General features: G+C 58.2%; 1 pseudogene. It reads left to right on the top strand.

Annotated elements, in window-relative coordinates:
- Positions 1-710, top strand: a pseudogene (locus E8M77_RS23855) (IS630 family transposase); the annotation flags it as partial.
- Positions 711-727 lie beyond the last annotated feature (17 nt).

Raw genomic sequence — 727 nt, 5'->3', positions numbered from 1 at the left:
CAATGGCTCTGGGAAGAGTTTCGTGTCTCGGTGAGCGAACAGACGCTGAGCCGCGAGGTCCGTGCCCTGGGTTACCGCAAACTGGCGGCCCGACCGAAACATCATGAACAAGACCCTCGAGCCATTGATGAGTTTAAAAAAACTTCGCCGCCGCAGTGGCAGAGATCGCAAGCGGAGCGGCACGCGGAAAACGAATAGAAATCTGGTACCAGGACGAGGCCCGGATCGGTCAAAAGAACAAGATCACCCGCCGCTGGGCAAAGCGCGGCTCAAGACCGTGCGCCCCGCACGACCAGCGAACGCGATCCGCCTACATCTTCGGTGCAATCTGCCCCAAGCTCGGCAAGGCGGCGGCTCTCGTCATGCCTTGGTGCGACACCTATGCCATGACGCAGCATCTGGCGGAGATATCCCAACATGTTGCCGATGATGCGCATGCCATCCTCATCATGGATCAGGCAGGCTGGCATATGTCCAACGCACTCGTTGTACCCGCCAACATAACGATCCTGCCGCTGCCGCCGAAATCGCCGGAGCTCAATCCGGTCGAAAATCTCTGGCACTTCATGCGCGAGAACTGGCTGTCGAACCGCGTCTTCAAATCTTACGACGATATCGTCGCCCATTGCTGCGACGCCTGGCGCAAACTCGAAAGCCAGCCATGGCGGATCATGTCTATCGGACGCAGAGAATGGGCCAATGGGTTCTGATCAATGAGGACGCGTAT

It is taken from the genome of Rhizobium sp. FY34, assembly GCF_005222845.1.
GTDB lineage: Bacteria > Pseudomonadota > Alphaproteobacteria > Rhizobiales > Rhizobiaceae > Neorhizobium.
The sequence above is the reverse complement of the archived record's forward strand: the minus strand, read 5'-3'. Positions and strand labels throughout refer to the sequence as shown.